Origin of the sequence: Rhizobium sp. NPDC092011 (assembly GCF_044756305.1) — a bacterium.
Classification (GTDB): Bacteria; Pseudomonadota; Alphaproteobacteria; order Rhizobiales; family Rhizobiaceae; genus Rhizobium.
Genome location: NZ_JBIVSO010000001.1, coordinates 963,674 through 985,023 on the forward strand (window position 1 = coordinate 963,674; position 21,350 = coordinate 985,023).

The window sequence follows — 21,350 nt, forward strand, 5'->3', positions numbered from 1 at the left end:
CTCCATATTCTTCAATGTGGCCCGCGCCGAGCAAATCGGTTATCTTTGCTGGATCGCCGCACTTGCGCGCAATCGGAATGGAGGCTCGCCAATGAGGTTTGACTGGTCCGACTTGCGCGAGAACGATCGAGATCGGCATGCAGTCGACCCTGCCGGATTTTGTCGCTCGCCGTTACAGCCGTTGTCCGGGCGACCATACCATTCCATGCGTTCCCACAGGCATTCTCCTTAAGATGCGCCGGAGCTCGCGCTATCGAATTTTCTATCGATCCATCCCTGAAAAGTAGAGTCTGTCGTCATGATAAAACGCATGATCATCATGCTGGTCATCATAGGCCTGATCCTAGGCGGGATCTTCGGCTTCCAGGCATTCAAGAACCGCATGATCGCGGCCTATCTGGCTAATCTCAAATCGCCGCCACAGACAGTCTCGACAATTACCGCGGCGATGAGCCCCTGGCAGACGACGCTGCAGTCCATCGGCAGTTTCAATGCGGTCGAAGGCGCCAATCTTTCGGCACAGGTCCCGGGCATCGTCCAGAAGATCGGTTTCGAGGATGGGCAGGACGTCAAGAAGGGTGATCTTATCGTTCAATTGCTTGCCGATCAGCAGATCGCGACGCTGGAGCAGTACAAGGCGACGATGGCGAATGCGCAGATTGCCTATGATCGCGATTCCAAGCTGATCAAGGCGAACACCATCGCGCAAAGCCAGGTCGACAGCGATCTGGCCAACTGGAAGGCGGCGCAGGCGCAAGTCGCATCGCAGCAGGCTCTGATCGATCAATATTCGATCCGCGCCCCCTTCGATGGCCACCTCGGTATCAGGCTGGTGAGCCTCGGCCAGTATCTGTCGGCGGGAACCGCGGTCGTGACCTTGCAGTCGCTCGATCCGATCCAGTTCGATTTCTCGATGCCGCAGCAGGCCCTGTCGCAGTTGAAGGTCGGGCAGGCGGTGACGGCGACGGTCGACGCCTATGGAAACCAGACATTCTCCGGTAAAATTACGGCAATCAGCCCGTTGGTGGATAGCCAGAGCCGCAATATCACCATCCGAGCGACATTCCCCAATCCGGATCGGAAGCTGCTGCCCGGTATGTTCGGCAATGTGGTCGTGGTCGTCGGCGAGCCGAAGGATTACATTTCCTTGCCGCAGACCGCCGTTACGATCAACCCATACGGCAATGTCGTCTATGTCGTGATCGACAAAGGCAATGGGCCGGATGGAAAGCCGCAACACGTCGCCAATCAGAAGTTCGTCAGCACGGGGCAAGCCCGCGGCGACCAGATCTCGGTGACGAAGGGGCTGAATGCAGGCGAAGTGGTCGTGACTGCCGGTCAGTTGAAACTCAACAATGGCTCGCCTGTCATCATCAACAATGCGGTGCAGCCGTCGAACGATCCCAACGCGGCGCCGGCAAACCCCAATTGAGGTGTGACGATGAATATCACAGATATCTTCATCCGACGCCCCGTTCTCGCCCTTGTGGTGAGCGCGTTGATCATCGTGATCGGCTACCAGTCGTTCCGCTCGCTGACGGTGCGCCAGTATCCGCAAACGCAGAACGCCGTCGTTACCGTAACAACGACCTATCCCGGTGCAGCGCCTGACGTCATCGCGGGCTTCATTACGACGCCGTTGGAAAATGCCATCGCGCAGGCCAACGGCATCGATTACATGACCTCGTCGAGCACCAGCGGTACGTCGGTCATCACCGTCAACCTGCGCCTCAACTACAGCGCCGACGCGGCCATGACGGAAATCAACGCCAAGGTATCCTCGGTTCTCAATCAGCTGCCGACCGGCACGCAGCAGCCCATCATGTCCGTCTCGATCGGCCAGTCGATCGATGCCATGTATATCGGCTTCCGCAGCGATGTTCTGGCCAGCAACCAGATCACCGACTACCTGACGCGCGTGGTTCAACCGAAGCTGCAGGCGGTGAACGGCGTTCAGACGGCGGAAATCCTCGGCGCGCGAACGTTCGCGCTGAGAGCGTGGTTGCAGCCAGACAAGCTTGCCGCCTACGGCTTGACGGCCGGCGATGTGTGGACGGCGCTTGCAAGCAACAACTATATCTCCGGTATCGGCACCACGCGCAGCCAGATGACGCAAACCGTGCTGACGGCGCAGACCGATCTGCATTCGGCCGACGAATTCAGAGAGATGGTCGTCAAACAGATCGGCACCTCGATCGTGCGCCTGAAGGATGTCGCCACCGTCGCGCTCGGTTCTCAAAATCCCGACGTCCAGATCGGATTCGACGGGCAGGACGGCGTGTTCATGGGCATCCAGATCGCACCGACGGCCAATCTGCTCGATGTGATCGCGGGTGTACGCGCGGTATTTCCAGACATCCAGGCGCAGCTGCCGCAGGGGCTCGAGGGCTACATCGTCTATGATTCCAGCACCTTCGTGACGACGTCGATCAACGAAGTCGTGAAGAGCCTTGTCGAGGCGCTGGTCATCGTCATTTTCGTGGTCTTCGCCTTTCTCGGCTCGCCGCGGTCGGTCGCCATTCCCATCGTCGCCATTCCGCTATCGCTGGTGGGCACCTTCGCGATGATGCTGATCTTCGGCTTCTCGATCAATCTTCTGACATTGCTTGCCCTCGTGCTGGCGATCGGTCTCGTGGTCGACGATGCCATCATCGTGGTGGAGAATGTCAATCGCCATATCGAGGAGGGCTCGACGCCCATGAGGGCGGCGCTGGACGCGGCGCATGAGCTGGTCGGGCCGATCCTGGCCATGACCGTCGTGCTGATCGCCGTCTATGTGCCGATCGGATTCCAGGGCGGCCTGACCGGTGCGCTATTTACGGAGTTCGCGTTTACGCTGGTCGGCGCCGTCACCGTTTCCATGATCATAGCGTTGACGCTGACGCCGATGATGTGCTCGCGCATCCTGAAGCCACATCTGACCGACCGCAGCGGCTGGGAAGAGCGTGTATCCGATTTCATCGACCGTCGCTTCTCGGAAATCCATCGGCCATACGTGCGCATGCTGCATGGCAGCCTGAACACGGTGCCGGTGGCGTTGGTCTTTGCCGCAATCGTGCTGGGCAGCATCTATTTCCTCTACACCAGCGCAAAGAGCGAACTGGCCCCCAATGAAGACCAGGGTTTCCTGGCCGCGCAGGTAACGAATCCCCCCAATGCGACGCTTCAGCAAAAGCTGCTCAGCTCCGATCAGGTCACCAAAATCTTCCGCAGTTTCCCGGAAACGGACAAGACGCTGCAGGTCGAGGTGCCGGGGACCTCTTTCGAGGGTATGGTTCTGAAACCATGGGATCAGCGCACCAGAACGGCGGATCAGCTGCAGCCTTTGGTGCAGGCCGACCTGGCGCAGATCGCCGGCGGGCAGTCCGTTGTGTTCCAGATACCGCCGCTGCCGGGCGCCAGCGGCCTGCCCGTGCAATTCGCCATCGGCAGTACCGGCGGCTTCGACCAGCTCAACGAAGTGTCCAGTTCCTTCCTGCAGGAAGCGCAGAAATCCGGCCAGTTCATCTTCATCATGAAGGATCTCTACGTCGATAATCCGCAATATTCGATCCAGATCGATCGCAGCAAGGCCTCGGCGCTTGGCCTGTCCATGAACAATGTCGGCTCGGCGCTCGCTGCCATGCTGGGCGGCGGCTATGTCAACTATTTCAGCATCGACAACCGCTCATATCAGGTCATTCCACAGGTGGAGCAGCGCTCACGCCAGACCATCGATCAGATCCTGAATTATCCGATCGCCAATGTGAACGGCTCGAAGATCCCTCTTTCGGCGATTGCGACGGCGAAACTCCAGGCAACCCCACGCTCGGTCGCGCACTTCCAGCAATTGAACTCTGCCACGATCGCCGGCGTGCCAGCACCGGGCGTCGCCGTTGGCGATGCGCTGAATACCCTGAAATCGATCGCGGCACGCACCTTGCCGCAGGGTTACTCCGTCGACTACGGTGGGCAGTCGCGCCAATACGTGCAGGAATCGAGCGGTATGGCGACGACGTTTGCGCTCGCGCTGATTATCGTGTTCCTTGCGCTGTCGGCACAATTCAACAGCTTCCGCGACCCGCTGATCATTCTCGTGTCCGTGCCGATGTCGATCGCAGGTGCGCTCGCCTTCATCAGCTTGGGCATCGGTGGCGCAACGATGAACATCTATACGCAGGTCGGCCTGGTGACATTGATGGGGTTGATCAGCAAGCACGGCATTCTGATCGTCGAAGTGGCGAATACCCTGCAGGCTGAAGGTAAGACCAAACGCGAAGCGATCGAAGGCGCCTGCGGCATCCGCTTGCGCCCGATCCTGATGACGACAGGTGCCATGGTTCTGGGCGTTGTGCCGTTGATCCTGGCGACCGGTGCGGGTGCCGCTGCCCGCTTCAACATGGGCCTGGTGATCGCCACCGGTCTTGCCATCGGTACGCTGTTCACGCTCTTCGTCGTGCCTGCGGTCTACATGCTGCTGGCTGCAGATCACCACAAGCAGAACGCCTCGGAGGAGGAACCGGCGCCGGCGCATTGACACGGTTGGACGCCTAAGGCCTCGGGGCGTTCCCGTCACCACAAATAGCGACTTCAATGGGTCGCAGCCGGCCCCGCTGCGGGGCCGCTCTTGTCGAGCGCGATGGCCGTAGCGTATGTCTTCGCAGGAAGACACAAAACGGGTGCGTCGCGCATATCCTGCCGGCGGAGGGGAGAATGACTTCATGACGCAGAACCATCTCGGCAAGTCGATCGCGCAACTATCGGTGCTGATCCAGTCCGGCAATCTCGGCCCGGTGGAGCTGGTCGACGAGAGCCTGGAAGCGATCCGTTCGCACAAGGATCAGGCGATTTTCTCGAGATTGCTCGAAGATCGCGCCAAGGACGAGGCGGCAGCCTCATCGAAAAGGTTGCGGGAAGGGCGTTCGCGAGGGTTGCTCGAAGGCATACCGGTCGCCTGGAAAGACCTCTTCGACATCGCGGGACTGCCAACGACGGCGGGATCGATCGTGCTCGCCGATGCACCGCCGGCGCAAGAGGATGCGGATGTCGTGAAAGCGCTGAAGGCCGCGGGCATGATCGCCATCGGCCGGGTGAATATGAGCGAATTTGCCTTTTCCGGCCTCGGCCTCAATCCGCATTATGGAACGCCGCTCAATCCAACGGCCTCGGATACCTCTAGGATACCGGGTGGCTCGTCCTCGGGCTCCGCTGTTGCGGTGGCGTCCGGGCTGGTGCCGGTCTCGATCGGTACGGACACCGGCGGTTCGGTGCGCATTCCATCGGCCTTCAACGGTCTCGTCGGCTACAAGGCAAGCCGTGGTCGCTACAGCATGGCCGGGGTCTTTCCGCTCGCAACCAGCCTGGATTCGCTCGGTCCGTTGTGCCGCAGCGTTCAAGACGCCATTTGGGTCGACGCCGCGATGCGGGGTCACACGGCGCCGGATGTTGTCCGTGCGAGCCATGCGGGGCTCTCGCTTGTTGTGCCGACCACCATTGTCATGGACGATGCGGAGAGTGGTGTCGTGCAAGCGTTCGAGGCAGCACTCGCCCGGCTGAACGCTGCCGGCATCAAGATGCGCCGGCAGTCGTTTCCAGCATTCGAGAAGCTTTTCGAGGTGATGGCCGAATATGGACCTCTCGTAACGGCCGAGGCCTTCGCGCTTCATCATCGCCGCTTGGCCGGCCCCGAAGCCGCACGCATGGATCACCGCGTTGTTGCGCGTACGCGTCTCGGCGAAAGGACAACGCTGGTTGGCTATCTTGAAATATTGAAGGTTCGCGAGCAGCTGATCCGGGAAGTGAATGGCATGCTTGGCGCGAACGAGTTCCTCGCTTACCCCACCGTGGCCCATGTCGCGCCGGCGCTTGCGCCGCTGGAGGCGGACGACGAGTTGTTCGTCAAGGTCAACGGCAGGACCTTGCGCAATACGCTGATCGGCAACTTCCTCGATTGGTGTGGCGTTTCGCTTCCTTGCGGTACAGGAAATGCAGGCATGCCGGTCGGCCTCCTGCTGTCGGCTCCAAAAGGTCAGGATGAGCGGCTGTTGACGGCGGCGCTGGCTTTGGAGGACATTGTCGCGGAGTAGTCGGTCCTATCCTCGCGGCTTGCGTTGGAGCAGCGGCCCGACTAGGGGCGAACATCCGGCCAACTTTGAGCGACGGGAGATCCGCTTCATCGATTGCAGGAGGAAATCTTGCCTGGCACGACGAGTGAGCTCATGGCCTTGAACATCAGTTGGCTGGATATCGCATTGCGGCTGGTTCTGGTCATTGCCGCGGGAGCGCTGATCGGCATCAATCGTCAGATCGGCGGCCATGCCGCCGGCTTCAGAACCACGATACTCGTCGGGCTTGCCGCATGCCTGATGATGATCCAGGCCAATCTGCTGCTTTCCGCCTCCGGCAGATCGCCACAATCATTTTCATCCATGGACATCCTGCGCTTTCCGCTCGGTGTGTTGACGGGTGTCGGTTTCATCGGCGGCGGCGCCATTCTGAGGCGCGGCGACTTGGTAACGGGCGTCACGACGGCGGCAACATTGTGGATTATGACCGCTATCGGTCTCTGCATCGGCGGCGGGCAGCTTACTGTCGGTTGTGCCGGGGCAGCGATTGCATTTCTCGTGCTGTCACCGCTCAAGTGGTTCGACAGGCGAATACCGCGGCGGCAAAGGGCGCATGTCGTCATTGAGTTGCCGCGCGAGACCGGCGCCGTCATTCCCTTGATTGAGGCGCCCCTCGAGCCAGCCAGATATCTTTTCCGCTTTGTCGGCAAGACGATGGGACCGACTTCCGTCGTCGATTACATCTCCTATGATGTCCACTGGCAGCATGCCGGTGACGATAGCGGTGGAACTCGGTTGCTGACCTTCCTGCAGGAGCGATACACGATCGTTTCGTTCGAGGTGCAAAGTACCGGAATTTGAAAACATGCGCCGAGGTTCGAAAAATTTCCAGCGCCGGGGGATAGCGAAAACGTGATGCTTCCGTTCCCATCTGGAATGCTATCGATGATTCTCCCACAGAAGGACAAGGAACCGGCATGACCAAAGCAGCCTGGCGCGCAGATCCGTTAACCTGGGGTCATGGCCCGCGCGTCTTCGAAGTTTTCCTTGAGCCGACCTGCCCGTTTTCGGTCAAGGCGTTCAACAAACTTGATGCGCTCCTCGGTCAGGCCGGTGAGGATAGGATTACCATCAAGATCCGGTTGCAATCGCAGCCTTGGCATATGTATTCCGGCGTTCTGGTGCGATGCATTCTCGCTGCGTCGACGCTTGCCGGCGGCAGGGAGACGGCTAAGACGGTGATGGCTGCGATTGGGGCGCATCGCGAGGAGTTCGAGTTCGCGCATCATGCTGGCGGGCCGAATATGGATGTGACGCCGAACCAACTGATCGAACGTCTGGAGCGCTATAGCGACATTCGATTGAAGGATGCGTTCTCGATCCCGGATCTCGACCGCGAAATAAAGTGGCACAGCAAATATGCCCGTCAGAACGGAATTCACGTTTCTCCGACCTTCATGATCGACGGACTGGTGCAGGCCGATATGAGCAGCGGTGATGAGGTCGAGGCCTGGGTCAGGAAGCTGACCGCCGCCTGACCCCGCGCGCTGATGTCATCAGCCATTCGGCGCAGCGTTGTCGTTGTTTGAGATGCTCATTCCGCCGGCTGCCGGACGTCAACTTGTCGGGCGGCCGACACCAGGGTCCGTTGCGCGCGAATTGCGCTCCATTGTTGGTCGATCAGCACGCCGATCAGGATCACCCCACCCATGACGGCGAAGTTGAGCGAGGAGGGGATGCCGAGGAGGTTGACGAGATTCTGCAGCTCCTGCAGCAGGATCGTGCCGAGCACCACACCGATGAGCGAACCTTCGCCGCCGCGCAACGAAAAGCCGCCGAGCACCGCCGCAGCGATTGCATAGAGTTCGTAGAACTGTCCGTGGCTCGCTGGCGAGATCGAGCGGGTGTACATGGCAAAATAGATTGCTGAAAGCGCTGTCAGCACGCCGCATATGACATAGGAAATCATCACCATTTTCGAGGTGCGGATACCGGAATATTTCGCGGCTTCCTCATTCTTGCCGATGGCGTAGAGATACCGTCCATAAACCGAGCGATGGAGGACGATCCACATCACCGCCGCGATGATGACAAGCGCTATGAATGTGTTCGGCACGCCGTAAAAACGGCCGGCAGTCAGAAACTCAAGGGAAGGGAAATTCTGACCGAAGGCGAAGCCGGCGGTGCCGTCTGCCGTGTAGAACCGCGCCGCGCCACGGTAGATCAGCAAGCCGCAGAGCGTGACGACAAAAGGCTGCAGGTTGAGCCGCGTAATCAGCCAGCCGTGGATCGCGCCCAGGACGCCGCCGAGGATCAGGATAAGGGGAAGCGCGACGGCCCAAGGCATGTTCTGGACCGCAATGAAGTCGATGAACAGCACCCCGAGCAGGGCGACCAGCGAACCGACCGATAGTTCGATGCCGCCGGTGATGATGACGAAGGCTTGGCCGATCGACAATATCCCGAAAAGCCCGATGAGATTGGAGGTATTGGCGAGGTTGATCGGCAGAAGGAAGCGTGGGTTGATGATCGTGACGACGATGCCGACCACGATGATCAACAGGAGCAGGCCCAGGTCTTTCTTAGTCATCGATCTCAATTCCCATTGGCTGCGGCCGTTAGAGCAAATCCAGCAAAAGTGCGCAGCGGTTTTGCGTCCGGCATTGCGTAAAAACAAAGAGATAGAGCATTTCTGCCGCTCCGTTCGGGGTAGAAATGCTCTAGTGTAGCGTTTTGCCGACGGCGAGCAAAAGCACGTTTTCCTGACTGAACTGGTCCTTGTCGAGAATGCCGGCGATCTGTCCCTCGTGCATGACCGCAATACGGTCGGAAACGCCGATTACCTCTTCCATGTCGCTTGAAATCATCAGGATCGCGACGCCGGCATCGGCGAGCTTGCGCATCAGGCTATAGATTTCATTCTTGGCGCCGATATCGATGCCGCGCGTCGGCTCATCGAAGATCAGGACCTTCGGGCGCATCGACAGCCATTTGGCCAGAACGACCTTCTGCTGATTCCCCCCGGAAAGCGTCCCGGTTCGGGTCGAGATGGAAGGGGCCTTGATGCTGAGCTGGCGGCGCTGGGTTTCGGCGGCAGCGTCCTCCAGTACCGTCGATACCATGGAGCGGCGCGCATAGGCCGGAAGGTTGGGCAGCGATATGTTCTGCGCGATCGGTAAATCCAGCAGGATACCGTTGAGCTTGCGGTCTTCCGGGATCAGGAAGATGCCGTTTGCGACCGCCTGCCTAGCGGAATTCAGCTTGATATTTTGTCCATCAAGCACGATTGCGCCGCCGCCATAGCTTCTGTCGATCCCGAAGAGGACGCGCGCTAGTTCGGTCCGGCCCGATCCGACAAGGCCGGCGAGCCCGAGGATTTCGCCATATCGGATATCGAGATCGACCGGCCGCGTCGGATAGGCGGCAGTGCGGATGGCCGATATTTTCAGTGCGACATTGCCCGGCGGGCGCGCTGGCTCGGCATCGCGAGCGCTCAAGGCGCGGCCGATCATCAGCTTGACCATGCGGTCATGATCGATCGAGTCCCTGGGCAATGTGCCGACAAGCGTACCGTCGCGGAGTACGATGACGCGATCGGCAACGCGCTCGACTTCGTGCAGGCGATGGGAAATGAAAATGACGCTGATGCCTTCCGCCTTCAGCGACGATATGACGGTCAGCAGTTTCTCGGTTTCGGCAAGGGGCAGGCTGGACGTCGGTTCATCGAGAATGACAAGGCGCGCATTGATCGAGAGCGCCTTGGCGATCTCGACCATCTGTTGCTGCGCCAGCGACAGCGAAGCCACCGGCGTATCCGGAGAGAAGTTCGCGCCGACCCGCTTGAGCAAGGGGGTGACCATGTCGCGCAGGCGGCTTCTGTCGACAAGTTTGAGAACGCCGCCACGCAACGGTTCGCGACCCAGGAAAATATTCGCCGCGACGTCGAGATTGTCAAACAGGTTAAGCTCTTGATGGACGAAGGCGATCCCCGACGCGATGCTGCTTTCTACGGTAAAAGCGCCGTGTTCGGTTCCATCCAGTCGAATGGCTCCGCGGTCGGGCTTAACGACGCCTCCAAGTATTTTCATCAGGGTCGATTTGCCGGCGCCATTCTCGCCGACGAGACCGATCACCTCACCGGGGCTGACATCCATCGAAAAATTGTCGAGCGCCACGACACCGGGATAGGTCTTGCCAATTCCCGAAAGGCTGAGAAATGGCGCCGTGACTTCCGTTGATGTCAATGTATCAGATCTCTGATTCATACGAGTATTGCGCCTGTACGATGTGACTTCAAAAGTCTCTGCGTCGTGTGCAACTGCATTCGAGCAGCGCCGGTCCCCGCAACCGGCGCCGCTGCAGGCTGGCCTTAATTGCCGGCCATCGCCTTCAGGTTTGCAGCATAAGCGTCCACGTCATCCTTGCCGATGATCTTCGTCGGGATAATGATCAGCTTGTTGGCAGGAATGCCCGACTTGTCGCCCTTCAGGTAGGCGGCCATCAGCTTCATGCCCTGATAGGCCCAGAGGTAGGGCTGCTGGACCACAGTGGCGGCAATCGTGCCTTCCTTGACGCCGCCGAGCGTGATCGGATCGTCATCGAAGCCGACGACGGTGATCTGGCCGAGCTTGCCTGCTTCACGCAGCGCTTCATAGATGCGCGGCGTGTTGTAGGAATAGAAGCCGACCATGCAGGTGACGTCGGGGCTTGCGACGAGCGCGTCTTCGACGTTCTTCTTCGCTCTGGTCTGATCGATATCGTCGCCGCGCACGTCGGTCAGCTCGATCTTCGTGCCCGCCAGGCCGTCCTTCATGCCCTGAATGCGTTCCTTGGCATTGTCTGCACCGAGCAGCCCCACGAAGCCGATGCACTTGCCCCCGTTCGGCATGGCTTTCTTGGCGATTTCGGCAGCTTGTTTGCCGGCGTCGACGTTGGAGGAGCCGATATAGGCGACACGGTTCGTATCCGGAGCATCGCTATCGGTGGTGAACAATGCGGTTTCGGAGCCGATCTTGTTCAGCCCGTCGGTAGAGGTCTTGGGATCGACAGCGGAAACCATGATGCCTTTGACGCCGGCCGAAACCAGATCCTCCATCAGCCGCTGTTGGATCGCGACCGACGATTGCTCGGGATATTTCAGTTCCATGTTGAAGTCCGGCAGTTCCGCCTGGGCCTTCTTCACACCGGCTTCGGCAGCCTTCCAGAAGTCGGATGCGCCGTTGACGACAAAGGCCAGCGTCGGCTTGTCGGCGGCATAAGTCGCTGTTGCATAGCTTAGCATCAGCCCTGCCGCAAAGACGGCAGCGCCCCTTGTTAGGTGCTTCATGACAATCCTCCCATAGACCCGTGTCGGGATCTGGTTGCAAGTCGCGGCAGATCGTCCGGGACCCCCTCCTAGGGCCTCTCGCCAAGCGAGATACGGCACGTCCAACCACGAGAATGACGGTATACGACTAATTTCGATTAGTAAATAGAATTAGTAATACAATATGCCGCTAAACGAGTGCCGAGAGAATGAAAATGCCGCATTCTGCAATGGTTTCGTGCCTTTAAGCCTTGAGCAATTGTGGACGATCATCCCATTCGCGTTCGGACCAGTTGCCGAACCTGCTTCAATGATGGTAATAAATATTAGCGACCGGGGAGGGCTGTGGGGATTTGGCCGGCTCCGCAATAGGGAGAAGAGACGCCATCATGAAGAAGATACCGGCCGCAAATGGCAACCTGACGGACGAAGACCGCAGGCCATCGAAGCGAAACGGACGTCGTCCGGGCAACAGGGTGACGATGACCGATATAGCCAAGGCCGCCGGATGCTCGCAGACCGCGGTGTCTTTCGTGCTTAACAACACTCCCGGCATGCGTCTGTCGCAGCAAACCCGCGAGAAGGTCATTGAAGCGGCGCGCCAGCTTGGCTATGTCGCGCCGGTACTGTCGACGCCGCCCGCGCTTCTTTCACCTGCGAAGCTGGACGGCATTATCGGCTTTGCCGTCGACCAGCTCGCGACTAGCCCAGAGGCGGTCGTTGCGATCGAAGGCGCCCGTCAGGCCTCATGGAATGCCGGAAACGTTCTCCTCGTTGCGCAGACCATGAGCGACCCGATTATGGAGCCGAGAGCGATCAAGGCGCTCAGCAATAGCGGGATTTCGGCTCTGATCTACATGACCATATTCACTCGTGAAGTCGAGGTGCCTGATTATCTCTATGATCTCAATATTCCGATCGTGCTTCTGAATTGCTACACTTCCGACTACGCATTTCCCGCGGTCGTCCCCAGCGAGATCGCCGGGGGGCAGACCGCGACCCGGCATTTGATATCGCACGGACACCATAGGATCGCGACGATCACCGGCGAGCCCTGGATGCAGGCCGCCCAGGATCGATTGACGGGCTATCGCCGTGCCTTGGCGACGGCCGACATTCCCTTTGACCCGGAACTGGTCATAGAGGGCGATTGGTCGGCGAGTGCCGGCTACTCCGCGACGATGAAGCTGCTTTCTCTCGCCGAACGTCCGACGGCCATCTTCTGCCAGAACGACCGCACTGCCATCGGTTGCTACGAGGCATTGAAGGAGGCGGGGCTTCACATTCCCGGGGATATGTCCGTCATGGGCTATGACGATGAGGACATTTGCCGTCATCTCGTGCCGCCTTTGAGCACGTCGGTTCTACCGCATATGGCCATGGGACAATGGGCGATTGAACATCTGGAAACGGCAGTCCTGCCGCGGGAGCGCCGCTATCAGATTACCAAGCTGGAATGCTCGCTCGTGAAGCGGGCGTCCGTTGCCCCTCCGGCCGGAACAAAGGTCGGGGGGCGGAAAGCTCGCAAGGCCTAACGCGAGCTAGCCTCTGTCTATTCGATGCTTGCCGCCACCCCCGCCGCACCCGAGCGCCAGCCTTGTGGCGATAGACATCTCCAGCGACGAATTTCGAGCGGCCAGCGGTCAGAATGAGATCGAGCCTGCGATTGCAAAGCGCAGGCTCGATCTCATTCGGTTCGGCGGCCTCGGCTCGCAGCGACTAATCGACCACCTCCGGCACGATCGGCGGCGCACCGCGCAATGGTCGGCGGAAGATTTCGGCGCTGGCGACACCGATCAAGGCAAGGCCGCCGCCTATGATATGATAGCTGTGCACAGGTTCGCCAAGCATCGTTATGGCGCCGATTGCGGTGAAGACCGGCAGAAGATTGATGACGGCTGCACACCGGCTGGGTCCGAGGATCTGGACGCCGCGGATCCACAAGAAGGGCAGAACGACCGAAGCCATACCGCCGGCATAGGCGATGAGCGGCAGCGTATCGGCATTCAGGGATCGCATCGTTGCGGGAGTTGCCAGGAATGCGGGGAACATGATCGTCAGGGCGCAGATCGCCTGCATATAGGTTGATTGCCAGCCTGCGACCGGAAGGTTCCAGCGCTTCAGCAGAACGCCGTAAAGCGCATAAACCATGGCAGCTATCAGCATCAGCGGATCGCCGAGATGCACGCCGTTTTCCACAATGGTCGCCGGATTGCCGCCGCTGACGAGATAGACAAGCCCGACTAGCGAGAGGACGCCGCCGCCGACCATTCCAACCGTCGGGGTATCCTTCAGGACGATGGCGCTCAAGGCAACCGTCAGCAGCGGCGCCAACGCCGTGAAGATCGCCATGTTGGTCGCCGTGGTGGATTCGGCCGCCAGGTAGGACAGGCTCTGGAACAGGCACATCGCCAGGAAGCCGAGAATGGCGAATTTTCCGATGTGGGGCCAGATGACGGCGCGATTTCGCCACGCGGGAGCGGCGACGAAGGTGCTCATCAGAAGAACGGCAAACAGCAGGCGATAGAAGGTGATCGCCTCGGGCCCGATCGTGTGCGCGGACATTCTGGAAACGATGACGTTTCCGGACCAGAGGATGATCGCGAAGAGAGGATAGAGAAATGCGAGTTTGTTTTTCATGATCGATAACCGTGAACTTTCATTGAGACCCACGGTTATCGTTTCCAGTTTGGTCCGTATCACTCTATACTGAATATAATTGTAGAGATTGGGACATGCAGGACGATCCGACTCGAAAGCATCTCGACTTTCACGATACGCATCGCGCCATGGCGGCAATGGACATCAACTATCCCGACGGGTCTTCGACGGGATGGCATTCGCATCCGCGCGGCCAACTGCTCTATGCGATAGAGGGCGTAATGATCGTGCGCTCGGCGGAGGGATCTTGGGTCGTGCCGCCGAGCCGGGCGTTGTGGCTGGCCGCCGGCCTGGAACACGATGTAAGAATGTCGGGCGAGGTCAAGATCCGCACCGTCTTCATCGATGCGACGGCGATCCGGCATCTGCCTGCACGAAGCTGCGTCATCGAGGTTTCGCCGCTGCTGCGCGAGCTCGTTGTCGCTGCCGTTCACGTGCCGCGAGATTATGAGGAGGGTAGCCGGGACGATCGTCTCATGCGGCTGGTTGCCGATGAAGTGCGGGTTTCCGACATATTGCCCGTCCATCTTCCCATGCCGGCAGATGCCCGTATCAAACTGATTTGCGAGGCCGTCAGCGAAGACCCTTCGGATAGCTCGACGGTCGGGCAATGGGCCGAACGGCTCGGCGTTACCGCCAAGACCATCCATCGGCTGTTCAGCAAGGAAACGGGTATGAGCTTCGGGAGATGGCGCGAGCAGGCGAGGCTGCTATTTGCCTTGCGGCGGCTTGCAAGCGGCGAGCGCGTCATCGATATCGCCTTCGATTGCGGCTATGCCAGCCAGAGTGCCTTTACGGCGATGTTTCGCCGGCATTTCGGAAAGCCACCGTCCGAATTCTATCGCTAGATCAGATGAACAGCACCGCTATCGCCATGCATAGGGATGGCCGCGTTCAGTCCCTTTTGATCAACAGTCCCTCGAGAAAAGTGCGGAAAGCTGCGACTGCCCGTTTCGAGGTAGCTTCCGGATTATCCGAATTGGCGATCCACTGCGCGGCGCTGCTGCTTGCCGCATTGATGAGGCGAGCTCCGGCTTCCGGATCAATATCGACGATGGTTCCTTCCTCGCGAAGGCTGCGAAGACTTTGGGTAATGGTGGTGATACAGCCGTTCGCGCTTGGCCATCCAGAGGGGTCGCCCAACACCGCCGGCCCGTCGCGAAACATGATACGCTGGATCTCTGGCTCCAGTGCCATCTCCACATAGCCGACGTTCTCGTCCACGAAGCCTTGCCAGCGCGATGACGCTTGAGCCGAAATGCCGCAAAGCCTTCCTGCCATTTCGGCATCGATTTCGTTGATAACGGCCTGCAGCAATCCTTTTTTGTCGCCGAAATGATGGTAGAGCGCACCGCGCGTCAGCCCGGCAGCGGCCGTGAAATCGTCCATGGAGGCTTCGGCGTATCCAACGTTTCCGAACGCCTCGCGGCCGGCGGCCAGTAGCTTTGCCCGCGTCTCGGCAATCATTTCGCTGCGGGGCTTGCGCATCATATCTCCGTTCATGCTTCCACAATAATTGACATACGCCGCGTATGATAGTTGACATACGTCGCGTATGCAATTATCTCATTCACATACGCCACGTATGTATTAGGCGCCTTCGATCAGTCAAGGAGCATTGCGATGTCCAATCCATATAAAGAGATTTTTCAGGTTCCGGGCGCCAAGGGTTTTGCGGCCGCCGGCTTCTTCGCCCGCCTTCCGTTTGCGATGGCTCCCATCGGCATCATCGCCATGCTTTCGCAGACGCGCGGGGAGTATTGGCTTGCAGGCGCCGTTTCCGCGACCTTTGCACTCACCAATGCGCTCGTCTCGCCACAGATTTCCAGGTTTGTCGATCGGCTCGGCCAACGTGCCGTTGTTGCGCCCGCTACACTCGTCTCCGTGATCGCCTTTGCCGCTCTCATCATTGCTGCGAGGCAGGGTTGGCCGGCGTGGACGCTATTCGCTGCCGCCTTCTTCTCGGCTGTCATGCCCAGCATGCCGGCCATGGTGCGCGCCCGCTGGACGGAGATCTTTCGCGGTCGGCCGGAGCTGAACACGGCCTTTGCCTTCGAATCCGCTGCCGACGAGCTTGTCTATATTTCCGGCGCGTCTCTTTCGGTCGGTCTTGCCGTTTCGCTGTTTCCGGAAGCAGGAATGGTCGTTAGCACCGCGTCCCTTGCGCTCGGGACAATCGCATTTCTGCTACAGCGGTCGACCGAGCCGAAGGTGCGTGTATCGGGCTCCGAAGGTCGCCAGCGTTCGGCAATCTGGCATCGTCCGGTCCAGATCATCACGACGGCCCTGATTTTCGTGGGGGCGACCTTCGCGACTGCAGAAGTCAGCGCTGTTGCCATCACCAAGGAACTGGGTCAGCCCGAGGCGGCAAGCATCGTGATCGGCGTCTACGCCATCGGCTCCTTTCTCGTCGGTCTGGCGATCGGCGCATTGAATCTCAAGATGCCGCTCCAACGTCAGCTGCTGGTCGCCGTCAGTGTGCTTGCAGTAACGGCTCTGCCACTCCTTGTTGCCGGCTCATCCGTCGCTCTGCTTGCCTTCGCGGTTTTCCTGAGCGGCGTCGCGATCTCGCCGACCTTCATCACCGCCTTCGGCCTGATCGAGCGGCGCGTGCCGGAATCGATGCTGACTGAAGGCGTGACCTGGGTGATGACCGGCATCGGTATCGGCATGGCACTCGGCGCTTTTATCTCCGGTCTGGTGGTCGACAATTTCGGCCCGACGAACGGATTTTGGGTCTCCGTCGCAGCCAGCCTGATAACCGTTGTCATCGTGGCGCTTGGACAAGCCAGCCTGGCGGGAGAACCTTCGTCCTCCGATGTTGCATCCGTCACCCAGGCGGCAGAGTGAGATCCACGACCTGGCGTTTTCTTACCGGGAGCAGCTGTGCGGCATTAGCGACGCAGCTGTTTTCTGCCGGTGAAGCGGCCGGAGCTGAAAATGAGATCCGCGAAGCGTTCACCCATCAGCCGATGGGTTTCAGCATCCGGATGCAGTTCGTCCGGCAAGGGGAGGCGTGCGTTGTCCGCCTCTCCGTAAAGCTCAAGGCCGTCCAGGTAGTGAATATTGCCGTCGCTTTGTGATCTTCGCTCGACGACCGCTCGGAGCCGATCGCGGATAACGGTGAGCGTCAACTTGCCTTGCCTTACTTCGTCGGCATTGCCCCCGGCCTGAAACAGCAGGCGTCCTCGCCGCAATGCGGAGAGATCGGCCTGGCTCGGTCCGGGTATCGTTTCGTGTATCGGGCAGAAAACGGACGATACGACGAGCAAAGGTGTCGTCGGATGCCCCTCCCTGATGGTGTCCAAAAAGCCATGGACTGCAGCGCCGAAGGCGCGTAGCCGCATGAGGTCGGTATTGACCAGATTGATCCCGATCTTCAGGCTTATGAAATCCGCCGGCGCATCCCGGATCGCGCGTGCCACGAAGGGATCCAGCAGCGCATTACCACTGAAGCCAAGGTTGACGAGTTCCATGTCCGCCCGATCTGCCGCGATCGCCGGCCAGATGCCTGTCGGCGACGCCGCATTCGAGCCCTGGCTGATCGAGCTGCCATGGTGAAGCCAGACGGGTTTCCCGGTTGCCGCGATCGGCGCAATGGGCGCATCCGAGCGCAGGGCGATGAGTTCGGTTGCCTCGTCATGCGGCAGCCAGATATCGATGGTTTTCATGCCCGCTGGAAGATCTGTGAAGCACAGTGTCTGCTGCTTGCCCGGCTCAATGGCCGTAGTTCCCGTCGCCATGTTAATCCGCAGAATTCTTCCGTTCGAAACGCTTTCCTGCCTTTCCAGCCGCCCATTCACGCGCAGATCGTAGACGCCGGCGGGGCGAGGAGGCATCCCCACATAGTCGCGCTTGGTGGCGAGGACGTCTAACTCGACTGTTGTCGCGGATGTCTGAAATGCGACCCGAACGCCAGATGGCTGCGCTTCGACCATCAAGAACTGCGCCTCGTCGCATTGGGCGCGGGCCCAAGAAGGTAGACGATGCGGAATGAGGCCGATATCCGTGCGTTCTGCTTCAAGCGCGCCGAAGAGCAGATCGGGCGTGATTGGCGTCGTTATCGAGGTAAGTTTCATGGACATTTCTAAGCTCGATCAGGTCGGGAGAATGGGGGATTGGCCGGCGCTTGAGATAGCCCAGCCTTTCAGGAGCGCATCGAGCGCATCAAGGCTTCGCAACCAGGACACCCCGGCCTCAGGCTGGCTGTGGGAGAAGCTCCCGGCCAACTCCAGCACAGAAAAGCCCAGGAAGAAGCTGCCCAACAAGCGTATGGCGTGAATGCAATCCGCTTCCACCAGCGAATAGCCACGCACGACCGCCTGCATGCTCCGCGATAGCCGGACGCCGCCGCTTGTGGCGGCGGTTGCGCTATCGACTGGGAACCGTGCTGCTTGAAATAGACCGGGATGCTCGCGTGCGAATATGCGGTGAACATCGGCCAGAGCAATCAGCGCATCTTTGCCCGCGCGTCCGGCTATGGCTTCGTCTGCACGGTCGGCCAGTTTCGAGAGGGCGAGCAATGCCACGCCGGCTTTGAGGTCGTCCGAGCTCTTCACATGCGAATAGAGGCTTGCCAGTTTCACATCGAATTGGCGGGCGAGTGCGGCCAGGGTCAGGAAATCGAATCCGTGTTCATCCGCAAATTTCGCCGCCGCTTCGACAAGTCTTTCTCGTGTTAAGCCGGCCCGCGCCATTCTGTATCCCTAGTGATATTAGTTTTTTGCCTAATATAGTTAGGTTTTGGGAATGGCAATCCCTTCTAACAATTGGGGCCGCAAATTTCTGCCGGATCGGCGGTTCCTTCGATGCCAATCGTGATGGTCCCGGAACGCTTTGCTGGATATAGAGTGGCAACGACATACGGTTCGGGAGAATTGACGTGCCTGAGATCAGTGACAGGGAATATTGGATCGAAAGCCCGGGAGGGCAGCTTTTTGCCAAGTCCTGGACGCCCATCGATCCAGGTTCAACCACACCGCTGATTCTGTTTCACGATTCGCTCGGATGCGTCGCGCTCTGGCGGCAGTTTCCGCATTTGCTGGCGAAGACCCTCAATCGGCAGGTCATCGCCTACGACCGTTTGGGCTTTGGTCGCTCCGACCGCCGCACCGATATATTGAGCGGGGATTTCGTTGCGACGGAGGCGGAGCAATATGTTCCGCTCCTCTGCGAGAGGCTGTCGGTCAACGAGTTCATCGCCTGCGGACATAGCGTCGGCGGCGGCATGGCCGTTTGGGCGGGGGCAAGCCTGCCGCGGCAATGCAAGGGCGTCATCACCATAGCGGCCCAGGCATTCGTGGAAGACCGCACCCTGGCGGGAATAAGGGTTGCGGAACAGGAATTCGAGACGGCAGATAACATGAGCCGCCTGGCCAAATATCACGGCGACAAGGCCGAGTGGGTTCTCCACGCCTGGATCGACACATGGCAGGACCCGGCCTTTGTCGACTGGAGCCTCGATGCTGCGCTTCGGTTGCTCCGCTGTCCGCAGCTTACGATACATGGCGAGCATGATGAGTTTGGCTCCCTCGAGCATCCCCGCCGGATAGCAGGGACGCACGGAGAACCCCGGATCCTCTCCGGCATCGGGCACAATCCACATAGGGAATCTCCGGAACTGCTTGTCGAGATTATCGAAGACTGGCTCTCTTCGCCAAGCTCGGCATCGGCGAAGATACCCGCCGATCGCTGAGATCCAGAAGAGCTGGCGATCGATCGACCAAAACAGTTTCAGGAACGCCGTTGCGCCCTTGCTGGATTTGTCTAGCAGTCGGGCGCCTGCGGCGGCCGGATCGGTTCGCTAAACGTGCGCTGCAGCTTGCCCCAGCCCGGATCGTGCATATGGGCATGCAGCCCCGCCCGATCGGCAAGGGCGAGCGCTTCGCGCTGGCCGAAATCGAGCGCTGCATCGACATCTGTCGTCAAGACCTTGCCTCCTTCCATCAGCACCTTGCCGTCGACGATCACGGTGTCGACGTCGCTGCCGAGGACTTGATGGATGAGGCGGTGGATGGGCATCCAGGTCGGCATCAGATGCGGTTTGCGCATATCGATGATGGCGATATCAGCCTTTTTGCCTACTTCCAACGAACCGATCTCATGCTCCATTCCGAGGACCCTTGCGGCATCGATTGTGATCATCTCGAAGACCTTGCCCGGCGGCAGCAGGTAGCGGTCGTGATTGTGCAGGATATGTTGGGTGGATTGAAACAGTCGGGCGGTTTGCAGCATGTCGAAATGGCGGCTCGGAGAAACGCCGTCCGTGGTGACGGCCAGCGAGATGCCCCTTGCCATCATCTCCAGCACCGGTGTCGATCGACCGGGCGGCGCGTGGGTAACGTGCGTGCCCGTCTCCGCCAGGATATCCATTTCCTCATGGGAAATGCCCCAGCAATGCTGCAGATGGATGTCCGGTCCGAGAAGCGCATTTTCCTTGTCCTGGAATGCCATGCGGATCTGCCCGGCGAAGGCGTCGGAATGGATGCGCACGCCCCATTTGCGCGCGGTTTCGCGGACACGGCGAGCCTGCATCCGGTCGGCATCCGTCAGGTTGACGGCCTGATCCGGCGTTGAGGCGTTGGAAGGCTCCACCGAGGGCACGATGGTGAACGGTGTCAGAAAGACGCTGATGCGACCATCCGCGCTGCCGTTCAGCGTCTGGATCACCGCCTCAGAACCCTCGATCATCTCTTCGAAGGCAATGCTGCGCCGCTCGGGCTTGCCGCTTTCCCAACGGGTGACGGGGTGCGGCCAAGGCAGGCCAGACGGGCCGACGCAGACGATCTCGCGCAGGCCGAGTTCGGTATAGGCACGTGCATGGTTGATGGCGAACAACGGGTCGTCGGCGCGCGGCATCGAGGTGATGATGCTTGCGCCCGTCGTCACCCCGGCGCGAAGTCGCTCCAGGCCAGAAACCAGTCCATCCGCATACCAGAAGTCACGGGTGACGTAGTGATAGTAGGTGGGTGTCACCACCCGCATCCACAGGGCGTTGGTGTCGGCGGCTATACTGCGGATCAGCGCATGGCCCGCATGGCCGTGTGCATCGATGAGGCCCGGAATGATCATCTTGCCACGGCAATCGATCACCTTCTTGTCGGCATGACGTGGCGCCAGTTCGGCAGCCGTGCCGATCTCGACGATCCGGTCTCCCGAAATTGCCAGCGCGCCATCCTCGATAATCCGGCGCTCCGGATCGACCGTTACGAGCGTTCCATGCAGCAGAAGCAGATCTTCCATATTTTCCTCCCATGTTTCAGTTGTTCGGCTTGGCGCCGATCGAACTGATTTTTGCGTACGATAATTGTCAACAATTTAATTGACAATAGTGTAGGCCG

17 protein-coding genes are annotated in these 21,350 nt (G+C 59.6%); 9 read left to right on the top strand and 8 right to left on the bottom strand.

What is annotated here, in order from left to right; genetic code table 11:
• Positions 1 to 298: 298 nt before the first annotated feature.
• From ACIQJ2_RS04530 to ACIQJ2_RS04550, 5 genes are all read left to right on the top strand, one after another.
• On the top strand, positions 299 to 1,432 hold the full coding sequence (locus tag ACIQJ2_RS04530) for an efflux RND transporter periplasmic adaptor subunit (protein WP_400665365.1): 1,134 nt from the start codon (positions 299 to 301) through the stop codon (positions 1,430 to 1,432).
• 9 nt (positions 1,433 to 1,441) lie between these two features.
• Positions 1,442 to 4,516 (top strand): efflux RND transporter permease subunit, encoded by a 3,075-nt coding sequence (locus ACIQJ2_RS04535; protein ID WP_199143033.1) that lies wholly within the window; start codon positions 1,442 to 1,444, stop codon positions 4,514 to 4,516.
• A 184-nt stretch (positions 4,517 to 4,700) separates the two neighbouring features.
• Complete coding sequence (locus ACIQJ2_RS04540) at positions 4,701 to 6,065, top strand: amidase (RefSeq protein ID WP_400665363.1); 1,365 nt, start codon at positions 4,701 to 4,703, stop codon at positions 6,063 to 6,065.
• A gap of 132 nt (positions 6,066 to 6,197) precedes the next feature.
• Entirely contained in the window at positions 6,198 to 6,905 is a 708-nt protein-coding gene (locus ACIQJ2_RS04545) for an MgtC/SapB family protein (protein ID WP_400665361.1), read from the top strand.
• 116 nt (positions 6,906 to 7,021) lie between these two features.
• Complete coding sequence (locus ACIQJ2_RS04550) at positions 7,022 to 7,582, top strand: DsbA family protein (protein ID WP_400665359.1); 561 nt, start codon at positions 7,022 to 7,024, stop codon at positions 7,580 to 7,582.
• A gap of 56 nt (positions 7,583 to 7,638) precedes the next feature.
• On the opposite strand, the gene ACIQJ2_RS04555 is transcribed toward ACIQJ2_RS04550, so the two are convergent.
• From ACIQJ2_RS04555 to ACIQJ2_RS04565, 3 genes are all read right to left on the bottom strand, one after another.
• Positions 7,639 to 8,634 carry an ABC transporter permease gene (locus ACIQJ2_RS04555; RefSeq protein WP_400665357.1) on the bottom strand — a complete coding sequence of 332 codons (996 nt, stop codon included), beginning with the start codon at positions 8,632 to 8,634 and terminating at the stop codon, positions 7,639 to 7,641.
• A gap of 130 nt (positions 8,635 to 8,764) precedes the next feature.
• Positions 8,765 to 10,309 (bottom strand): sugar ABC transporter ATP-binding protein, encoded by a 1,545-nt coding sequence (locus ACIQJ2_RS04560; RefSeq protein ID WP_400665355.1) that lies wholly within the window; start codon positions 10,307 to 10,309, stop codon positions 8,765 to 8,767.
• 104 nt (positions 10,310 to 10,413) lie between these two features.
• Positions 10,414 to 11,370 (bottom strand): sugar-binding protein, encoded by a 957-nt coding sequence (locus ACIQJ2_RS04565; RefSeq protein ID WP_199094538.1) that lies wholly within the window; start codon positions 11,368 to 11,370, stop codon positions 10,414 to 10,416.
• 368 nt (positions 11,371 to 11,738) lie between these two features.
• On the opposite strand from ACIQJ2_RS04565, the gene ACIQJ2_RS04570 reads away from it, so the two are divergent.
• Positions 11,739 to 12,884 carry a LacI family DNA-binding transcriptional regulator gene (locus ACIQJ2_RS04570; RefSeq protein ID WP_400665353.1) on the top strand — a complete coding sequence of 382 codons (1,146 nt, stop codon included), beginning with the start codon at positions 11,739 to 11,741 and terminating at the stop codon, positions 12,882 to 12,884.
• A 184-nt stretch (positions 12,885 to 13,068) separates the two neighbouring features.
• On the opposite strand, the gene ACIQJ2_RS04575 is transcribed toward ACIQJ2_RS04570, so the two are convergent.
• Positions 13,069 to 13,989, bottom strand: coding sequence for a DMT family transporter (locus ACIQJ2_RS04575; RefSeq protein ID WP_400665351.1), 921 nt, complete (start codon positions 13,987 to 13,989; stop codon positions 13,069 to 13,071).
• A gap of 95 nt (positions 13,990 to 14,084) precedes the next feature.
• On the opposite strand from ACIQJ2_RS04575, the gene ACIQJ2_RS04580 reads away from it, so the two are divergent.
• Entirely contained in the window at positions 14,085 to 14,858 is a 774-nt protein-coding gene (locus ACIQJ2_RS04580) for an AraC family transcriptional regulator (RefSeq protein WP_400665349.1), read from the top strand.
• A gap of 46 nt (positions 14,859 to 14,904) precedes the next feature.
• Here ACIQJ2_RS04580 and ACIQJ2_RS04585 read toward each other — a convergent pair whose 3' ends face one another.
• Positions 14,905 to 15,498: a TetR/AcrR family transcriptional regulator gene (locus ACIQJ2_RS04585; protein WP_199143019.1), complete on the bottom strand. Its 594-nt coding sequence runs from the start codon at positions 15,496 to 15,498 to the stop codon at positions 14,905 to 14,907.
• Between the two features lie 135 nt (positions 15,499 to 15,633).
• Here ACIQJ2_RS04585 and ACIQJ2_RS04590 point away from each other — a divergent pair, with 135 nt between their 5' ends.
• The gene (locus ACIQJ2_RS04590; protein WP_400665347.1) at positions 15,634 to 16,860 is read left to right on the top strand and encodes an MFS transporter; all 1,227 of its coding nucleotides are present in this window, start codon (positions 15,634 to 15,636) and stop codon (positions 16,858 to 16,860) included.
• A gap of 44 nt (positions 16,861 to 16,904) precedes the next feature.
• On the opposite strand, the gene ACIQJ2_RS04595 is transcribed toward ACIQJ2_RS04590, so the two are convergent.
• Together ACIQJ2_RS04595 and ACIQJ2_RS04600 are read right to left on the bottom strand one after the other, a co-directional pair.
• On the bottom strand, positions 16,905 to 18,089 hold the full coding sequence (locus ACIQJ2_RS04595; protein WP_400665345.1) for an SGNH/GDSL hydrolase family protein: 1,185 nt from the start codon (positions 18,087 to 18,089) through the stop codon (positions 16,905 to 16,907).
• An 18-nt stretch (positions 18,090 to 18,107) separates the two neighbouring features.
• The gene (locus ACIQJ2_RS04600; RefSeq protein ID WP_400665343.1) at positions 18,108 to 18,707 is read right to left on the bottom strand and encodes a TetR/AcrR family transcriptional regulator; all 600 of its coding nucleotides are present in this window, start codon (positions 18,705 to 18,707) and stop codon (positions 18,108 to 18,110) included.
• Positions 18,708 to 18,892: 185 nt separating this feature from the next.
• On the opposite strand from ACIQJ2_RS04600, the gene ACIQJ2_RS04605 reads away from it, so the two are divergent.
• The gene (locus ACIQJ2_RS04605; RefSeq protein ID WP_400665341.1) at positions 18,893 to 19,705 is read left to right on the top strand and encodes an alpha/beta fold hydrolase; all 813 of its coding nucleotides are present in this window, start codon (positions 18,893 to 18,895) and stop codon (positions 19,703 to 19,705) included.
• Positions 19,706 to 19,776: 71 nt separating this feature from the next.
• Here ACIQJ2_RS04605 and ACIQJ2_RS04610 read toward each other — a convergent pair whose 3' ends face one another.
• On the bottom strand, positions 19,777 to 21,252 hold the full coding sequence (locus ACIQJ2_RS04610; RefSeq protein ID WP_400665340.1) for an amidohydrolase family protein: 1,476 nt from the start codon (positions 21,250 to 21,252) through the stop codon (positions 19,777 to 19,779).
• Positions 21,253 to 21,350 lie beyond the last annotated feature (98 nt).

What these genes read in the sequence shown, in the direction of transcription:
- ACIQJ2_RS04565 (WP_199094538.1), bottom strand. Translation starts at nt 11,370, where the DNA reads ATGAAGCACCTAACAAGGGGCGCTGCCGTCTTTGCGGCAGGGCTGATG.
- ACIQJ2_RS04535 (WP_199143033.1), top strand. Translation starts at nt 1,442, where the DNA reads ATGAATATCACAGATATCTTCATCCGACGCCCCGTTCTCGCCCTTGTG.
- ACIQJ2_RS04555 (WP_400665357.1), bottom strand. Translation starts at nt 8,634, where the DNA reads ATGACTAAGAAAGACCTGGGCCTGCTCCTGTTGATCATCGTGGTCGGC.
- ACIQJ2_RS04595 (WP_400665345.1), bottom strand. Translation starts at nt 18,089, where the DNA reads ATGAAACTTACCTCGATAACGACGCCAATCACGCCCGATCTGCTCTTC.
- ACIQJ2_RS04560 (WP_400665355.1), bottom strand. Translation starts at nt 10,309, where the DNA reads ATGAATCAGAGATCTGATACATTGACATCAACGGAAGTCACGGCGCCA.
- ACIQJ2_RS04575 (WP_400665351.1), bottom strand. Translation starts at nt 13,989, where the DNA reads ATGAAAAACAAACTCGCATTTCTCTATCCTCTCTTCGCGATCATCCTC.
- ACIQJ2_RS04600 (WP_400665343.1), bottom strand. Translation starts at nt 18,707, where the DNA reads ATGGCGCGGGCCGGCTTAACACGAGAAAGACTTGTCGAAGCGGCGGCG.
- ACIQJ2_RS04610 (WP_400665340.1), bottom strand. Translation starts at nt 21,252, where the DNA reads ATGGAAGATCTGCTTCTGCTGCATGGAACGCTCGTAACGGTCGATCCG.
- ACIQJ2_RS04570 (WP_400665353.1), top strand. Translation starts at nt 11,739, where the DNA reads ATGAAGAAGATACCGGCCGCAAATGGCAACCTGACGGACGAAGACCGC.
- ACIQJ2_RS04545 (WP_400665361.1), top strand. Translation starts at nt 6,198, where the DNA reads ATGGCCTTGAACATCAGTTGGCTGGATATCGCATTGCGGCTGGTTCTG.
- ACIQJ2_RS04585 (WP_199143019.1), bottom strand. Translation starts at nt 15,498, where the DNA reads ATGCGCAAGCCCCGCAGCGAAATGATTGCCGAGACGCGGGCAAAGCTA.
- ACIQJ2_RS04590 (WP_400665347.1), top strand. Translation starts at nt 15,634, where the DNA reads ATGTCCAATCCATATAAAGAGATTTTTCAGGTTCCGGGCGCCAAGGGT.
- ACIQJ2_RS04550 (WP_400665359.1), top strand. Translation starts at nt 7,022, where the DNA reads ATGACCAAAGCAGCCTGGCGCGCAGATCCGTTAACCTGGGGTCATGGC.
- ACIQJ2_RS04540 (WP_400665363.1), top strand. Translation starts at nt 4,701, where the DNA reads ATGACGCAGAACCATCTCGGCAAGTCGATCGCGCAACTATCGGTGCTG.
- ACIQJ2_RS04580 (WP_400665349.1), top strand. Translation starts at nt 14,085, where the DNA reads ATGCAGGACGATCCGACTCGAAAGCATCTCGACTTTCACGATACGCAT.
- ACIQJ2_RS04530 (WP_400665365.1), top strand. Translation starts at nt 299, where the DNA reads ATGATAAAACGCATGATCATCATGCTGGTCATCATAGGCCTGATCCTA.